7 protein-coding genes are annotated in these 4,368 nt (G+C 74.3%); 2 read left to right on the plus strand and 5 right to left on the minus strand.

The genetic code is table 11. The features are described from left to right. Positions 1-352, plus strand: a 352-nt coding sequence (locus FV230_RS30380) for a hypothetical protein (protein ID WP_210248657.1), incomplete at its 5' end; no start/stop codon positions are given. Between the two features lie 79 nt (positions 353-431). Here FV230_RS30380 and FV230_RS25215 read toward each other — a convergent pair. From FV230_RS25215 to FV230_RS25225, 3 genes are all read right to left on the minus strand, one after another. Continuing rightward, positions 432-710, minus strand: a complete 279-nt coding sequence (locus FV230_RS25215) for a prolyl oligopeptidase family serine peptidase (protein ID WP_246694995.1) — start codon at positions 708-710, stop codon at positions 432-434. Next, positions 698-1,033 (minus strand): hypothetical protein, encoded by a 336-nt coding sequence (locus tag FV230_RS25220; protein ID WP_147844346.1) that lies wholly within the window; start codon positions 1,031-1,033, stop codon positions 698-700. The genes FV230_RS25215 and FV230_RS25220 overlap by 13 nt, the downstream gene beginning before the upstream one ends. An 87-nt stretch (positions 1,034-1,120) precedes the next feature. Beyond that, entirely contained in the window at positions 1,121-1,570 is a 450-nt protein-coding gene (locus FV230_RS25225; RefSeq protein WP_147729017.1) for a helix-turn-helix domain-containing protein, read from the minus strand. A gap of 82 nt (positions 1,571-1,652) precedes the next feature. On the opposite strand from FV230_RS25225, the gene FV230_RS25230 reads away from it, so the two are divergent. Further along, a complete protein-coding gene (locus tag FV230_RS25230; RefSeq protein ID WP_147844347.1) occupies positions 1,653-3,437 on the plus strand; it encodes a chloride channel protein in 1,785 nt (594 codons plus the stop codon). Between the two features lie 21 nt (positions 3,438-3,458). On the opposite strand, the gene FV230_RS25235 is transcribed toward FV230_RS25230, so the two are convergent. Beyond that, entirely contained in the window at positions 3,459-4,148 is a 690-nt protein-coding gene (locus tag FV230_RS25235; protein ID WP_246694996.1) for a hypothetical protein, read from the minus strand. After that, a partial coding sequence (locus FV230_RS25240; RefSeq protein WP_147844348.1) for a DUF1214 domain-containing protein occupies positions 4,136-4,368 on the minus strand: 233 nt, incomplete at its 5' end. The genes FV230_RS25240 and FV230_RS25235, both read right to left, overlap by 13 nt.

A 4,368-nucleotide genomic window follows, 5' to 3' on the forward strand; every position in this document is an offset into this window, starting at 1 on the left:
GATGCGCGGCGAAGCGGAACGCCCGGGCAGCGCCGGCTCAGCCGCCGCTGCCCGGGCGTTCCGCTTCGCCGCGCATCGCGTTGAGGACGCGGCGCCGGGCCTGGGGATCGCGGATCGAGAGCCAGAGCTGCAGCAGGGACGCCAGCTCGCCGAGCTCGCCGGCCGACTGTGCTCCGACCTCTCGCTCTCCGGCCTCTCGCTCTCCGGCCCCTTGCGCTCGGTCCCCGTGCGCTCCGGCCGCGAAGGCTTCCACGGGCAGCCCGAGGGCGTCGGCGATCGCTTGCAGGGAATGCACATTGTCGTTGACCATGCCATCGGTACGAACGTACCGGTCGGAAGGTTGCCGGTTTGAATACAAAATCCATACAATTCGGCCGCGGATCGCCACACGCTTTCGTGAGGGGATCGCGTCGCGGCGCAGGCGACCGTTCTCAGGCCGGCGGATCGTCGCGCAGGATCCGCATCGCGCTTCCCTCGGCCTCGTGCCGGTGGATCGGCTCGACGCGGCCGCCGAGGTGGCGGCCGAGGAAGGCTTCGGCCCGGGCGTGGAAGGCGAGGCTTTTCTCCGGCCGGGCGAAGCCGTGGCCCTCGTCGGGGAACAGCAGGTAGGTGACCGGGATGCGCTTGGCGACGAGCGCCGCGACCATCTGGTCGGATTCCGCCTGCCGCACCCGCGGATCGTTCGCGCCCTGCGCGATCAGCAGCGGCACCCGGATCCGGTCGGCGACGGTGGACCGGCGAGCGCGCGCGGTCGACCGCGTAGGCCAGCGGGTCGGTGGTTCTCGTCGCCGTCCGTGTCCTGCAGGTAGAGCAGGTGGCGCCCATCATAGGCCCATTCGTAGTCGCGGATGCCGCGGTGGCGGTCCGCGGTCACCGGCGCGCCGGAAGCCGGGTCGCCGGCCGGCCCGACCCGGAGGTTCAGCACGCCCTCGACCGGCGCGAGCCAGGCCAGCCGCGTCCCGTCGCGGCTGATCCGGTAGGCGGTCCGCAGCGGGTTGCCGAACAGGTGCGCCCGCGGGATCAGCTCGATCATCGAGGTCGTCCTCCCGCGCCGCCGGCCCGCGGCCGCTCCGCCCGGCATTCGGACCGGAGCGCCCCGGTTCCGCAAGCCCGGCGCTCCTCAAGGGCACCCGGCGTCGGGCCGGCCGTGCACGCGGTCGAGGGCCGTGGCCAGGGCGGTGGCCAGCGCCGGCTCCAGCGTCTGCAGCTCGGCGAGGTGGGCCGTCGTCAGCTGCTGCAGCACCGCCATCGCCTTCGGCGTCAGCGTCAGCGCCATGCGGCGCCGGTCCCGGGCCTCCGCGGCCTTGGTCAGGAAGCCCTTGTCGACCATGCGCGCGACCAGCTCCGCCGCGGTCTGCGGCGCGATCAGCAGCTGCTCGGCCACGAACCCCACGGTGGGCGGCCCGTCATGCCCGGCGATCGCCAGCAGCGCCTGATGCTGCTGCGCCGGCAGGCCGACCTTGCCGGCCGCCGCCTCGCTGAAGGCGAGGAAGCGCCGCAGCTCCAGCCGGAAGCGCGCGATCGCGGCATAGGCCTCCCGCGAGAGGACGGGCCCCGCATCCGAATCCATCGGGCATCTCCGGTCAGGGGTTTAATATATCGTATTACGATATATATCGGGCGTCACCGCATCCTACAGGAGGTTCGACCGCATGCAGGCCACCCAGCCAGCCGCGCCCGCCGGGCGTCGGGCTCTCGGCGATTTCCGGACCGACCGACGCCTCGTCCGCCTCTGCGCCATGGCCGTGATCATCGGCCTCGGCAGCACGGTCGCGGCCTGGGCCCTGCTCGCGCTGATCGCCGTCGTGACGAACCTCGTCTGGTTCGGCCGGGTCGACACGACGGCGACCTCGCTGGCGCGGGCGACGCCGTCGCTCTGGATGGTCTGCGTGCCGCCGCTCGGCGGCCTGGTCATCGGCCTGATGGCGCGGTTCGGCTCAGAGAAGATCCGCGGCCACGGCATTCCCGAGGCGATCGAGGCGATCCTGATCGGCGGCAGCCGCATGTCGCCGAAGGTCGCCGTGCTGAAGCCGGTCTCGTCCGCGATCTCGATCGGCACCGGCGGCCCGTTCGGCGCCGAGGGGCCGATCATCATGACCGGCGGCGCCATCGGCTCGCTGTTCGCGCAGTTCTTCCACTTGAGCGCCGCCGAGCGGAAGACGCTCCTCGTCGCCGGCGCCGCCGCCGGCATGACCGCGATCTTCGGCACGCCGGTCGCCGCGGTGCTGCTCGCGGTGGAGCTGCTGCTGTTCGAGTGGCGCCCGCGCAGCTTCATCCCGGTGGTGGCCGCCGCCGTCACCGCCACGATGCTGCGGCCGGCGCTGTTCGGGTCCGGCCCGCTCTTCCCCTTCGCCGCCGACCCGGTGCTGCCGTGGTGGGGGCTCGCCGCCTGCGTCGCCGTCGGCGTCGTCGCGGGGCTGCTCTCGGGCGTGCTGACGACGCTGCTCTACGCGATCGAGGACGCGTTCGAGCGCCTGCCGATCCACTGGATGTGGTGGCCGGCGCTCGGCGGCCTCGCCGTCGGCCTCGGCGGGCTGGTCGAGCCGCGCGCCCTCGGCGTCGGCTACGACGTCATCGCCGACCTGCTCGGCGGGCACATGCTGGTCCGGGCCGTCCTGCTGATCCTGCTGGTCAAGGCGGCGATCTGGCTCGTCGCGCTCTCGTCCGGCACCTCGGGCGGCGTGCTCGCGCCGCTGCTGATCCTCGGCGGGGCGATGGGCTGGCTCGTCGGGTCGGTGCTGCCGGGCGAGCCCGGGTTCTGGGCCCTGCTCGGCATGGCGGCGATGCTCGGCGGCACGATGCGGGCGCCGCTCACCGGCACGCTGTTCGCCGTCGAGCTGACCGGCGACGTCCACGCGCTGCCGGCGCTGCTGGCGGCGTCGGCGGCCGCCTACGGGGTGACGGTGCTGCTGCTCAAGCGCTCCATCCTGACGGAGAAGATCGCGCGGCGCGGCCAGCACATCACCCGCGAATACGGCATCGACCCCTACGAGCTCACCCGCGTCGCCGCGGTGATGGTGCCCGCGGTCGAGACGCTCGACGCCGGCCTGACGCTCGCCGAGGCGGTCGCGGCGGTGGAGGCGGGGCGCCACGACGCCTACCCGGTGGTGGACGGCGCGCACCGCCCCGTCGGCCTCGTCACCCGCGGCGACGCGCTGCTGTGGCGGGCGGAGGGGAACCGCGCGGGCGAGCGGCTGAGCGAGCGGGTCTCGGATGGGTCGCTGGCCGTCGTCCATCCGGGCGACGTCGCGGCGCACGCCGTCGACCTGATGCTGACGACCGGCCAGGGCCGCCTGCCGGTGACCGATGCGGAGACCGGCGCGCTGGTCGGGCTCGTCACGCGCAAGGACCTGCTGCAGGTCCGCGCCGCCGTGAACCGGTCGGAGGCCGAGCGCCGGGCCTACTTCGCGCGGAAGCGGCCGGCGCCGACGGCGTGACGTCGGCCGTTCGGCTCCACGTCAGCCGTTCGGCTTGGCGCGACCGGCCGGCTGCGGGCTTGTCGGCGAGGGACTTGCGGGCGGCGGGCTTGCCGGCGCTGCGCTGGCCGGCGCCGGGTCGGGATCCGGCTCGTCCGGGCTGTCGGTGGTGCAGGAGACCGCCTGCACCGCGTCGTTGGCGGCCTGCCGCTGGCTCGGCAGGGCGGCGATGACGCGGACCACGACGAATCCCTGGTCGCTCGGGGCGACGATGCGCACGTCGCGGCTCGGCTCGTTCTCGTCGTCGCTGGCGAGCGCCGCGTCGTACTGCGCCCGGGTCAGCACCACGAGGTCGAGGGCGCCGCGCACCGCCGCCTGGTCGGTCACCGCGTAGAAGGCGCCCTTCCGCCCGTGCACCGCCAGCGACAGCATCATCGCGCCGGTGCGGGCCGAGACGCGCATCGGGCCGTCGTCCAGGTCGTAGGCGCAGACGCCGACCGCGACCGACGGGTCGGGGATCGGCAGCCACGCCTCGGCCGGCGCCGCCTCGCCGTGGGTCGCCAGCGTGTAGACCCGCTGCGGGTGCTCCAGGCTCTCGCTGGAGCGGGCGCGGGTGAGGGCGTCGGTCTCCGACAGGGCGGGAATCGCGAGCACCGTCGCCACGTGGACGATGCCGGCGAGCGCCAGCCCGCAGGCGGTGGCGTAGATGACGCGCAGGTTCACGAGGCGCATCCCGTCCGGGTGATGGCCGGGACGGCGTCGCGGTCGAGCGTCCCGGCGCTGGCGGCCACGGGGGTGTCGTAGAGGCGCAGCGCCAGCCGGATCGGCCCGCTGGCGCGCGGGCTCGGCAGCCAGTTGCCGGGCTCGACCTCGGGGCCGAGGAGGATCGCGAAGCGCCCGTCGGCCTCGCGCAGGATCTCGGTGGCGGTGAAGCCCTCGCGCACCGGCTGGC

It is taken from the genome of Methylobacterium sp. WL6 (assembly GCF_008040095.1).
Classification (GTDB): domain Bacteria; phylum Pseudomonadota; class Alphaproteobacteria; order Rhizobiales; family Beijerinckiaceae; genus Methylobacterium.

Coding starts and splice junctions, on each gene's coding strand:
- FV230_RS25220 (WP_147844346.1), bottom strand. CDS start 1,033: ATGATCGAGCTGATCCCGCGGGCGCACCTGTTCGGCAACCCGCTGCGG.
- FV230_RS25225 (WP_147729017.1), bottom strand. CDS start 1,570: ATGGATTCGGATGCGGGGCCCGTCCTCTCGCGGGAGGCCTATGCCGCG.
- FV230_RS25230 (WP_147844347.1), top strand. CDS start 1,653: ATGCAGGCCACCCAGCCAGCCGCGCCCGCCGGGCGTCGGGCTCTCGGC.
- FV230_RS25235 (WP_246694996.1), bottom strand. CDS start 4,148: ATGCGCCTCGTGAACCTGCGCGTCATCTACGCCACCGCCTGCGGGCTG.